Genomic DNA, 1,070 nt, shown 5'->3' with positions numbered 1-1,070 from the left:
ACCTTCAATCGACCAGATCTAAGTAGCTTCGCTGCGGCGCAGACATTGGCGGCAGCAGAGTAGCCGACGTAAAGTCCCTCCATGACCGCAAGCTGACGGTGCCAATACTCGACCTCGGCGTCCGTTACCGTCAGGCTCAGGTCCATGAGTCCGGTGTCCCAATGCTGTGGAACTAGGCCGTAGCCGGTGCCCTGCACGATATGTCGCGCTTTTTCGACCTTCTTCCCCGCTAAGGGTTCGCTCCCTTCCGGTTCGACCGCCGCACACAAGGTTGCTGGATTGGCAGCCTTCAGCGCCCGAGCAACGCCGATGAAGGTGCAGCCAGTGCCAACGGCCGCGACCCAGCCGTCCACGGGTCCGCCGAACTGTTCCAGTATCTCGGGACCGGTGGTGGTCTCGTGCGCGACGATGCCTTCAGATGCATTGAATTGGTCGACATAGTACCCGCCGCCATCACGGGCGATTTGTGCTGCCACATCGGCGGCGGCGGCGACATCAGCTCCCGTCACCTGTCCCGGTGTCCCATCGACCTGGGGGACGAGTACAACCCTTGCCCCCAATCCCTCCATCATCCGCGCGCGTGCGGTGCTATTCCCGGCTGACATAGTTGCAATGAAAGGATGCCCGAGCGCGGCGCACACCACGGCGAGGCCCGCACCCATGTTGCCGCTGGTCATCTCGACTACGGGCATGCCGGGCTTAAGTCTCCCATCTTCCCGCGCTGCCAGCACGATTGCCTTGGCGGCGCGGTCCTTCACGCTTCCACCAGGTTGCAGGAACTCCACCTTGGCAACTATCCGACCTGGTCCGGAATGCACCCGATCCAGCGCAACCAATGGCGTACGCCCGATAAGATCGAGGGCCGAAGCGAGCATTGTGGTATCTCCCGATTATGCTGCGGATATCATTGCCAGCGCATTCTCTCAATGCCGCACACGCGTTACGTGAAGCGGAGCCTGACGTTCCTTGACGCTGAGGAGATAGCGGCGCTGCTGGTTGCACCGGATCGAACGACGTGGGTAGGGCGGCGTGATCACGTCCTGCTGGTGCTTGCACTTCGATAGCCCAGA

The 1,070-nt window shown here is 61.8% G+C and carries 1 protein-coding gene; it reads right to left on the bottom strand.

The window, feature by feature from the left end; translation table 11 throughout:
* A partial coding sequence (locus OZ411_RS42870; RefSeq protein ID WP_282532788.1) for a cysteine synthase family protein occupies nucleotides 1-875 on the bottom strand: 875 nt, incomplete at its 3' end.
* Nucleotides 876-1,070: the final 195 nt, after the last annotated feature.

Source organism: Bradyrhizobium sp. Arg237L, assembly GCF_029990105.1.
Classification (GTDB): domain Bacteria; phylum Pseudomonadota; class Alphaproteobacteria; order Rhizobiales; family Xanthobacteraceae; genus Bradyrhizobium.
This window is presented reverse-complemented; position numbering and strand designations above follow the sequence as displayed.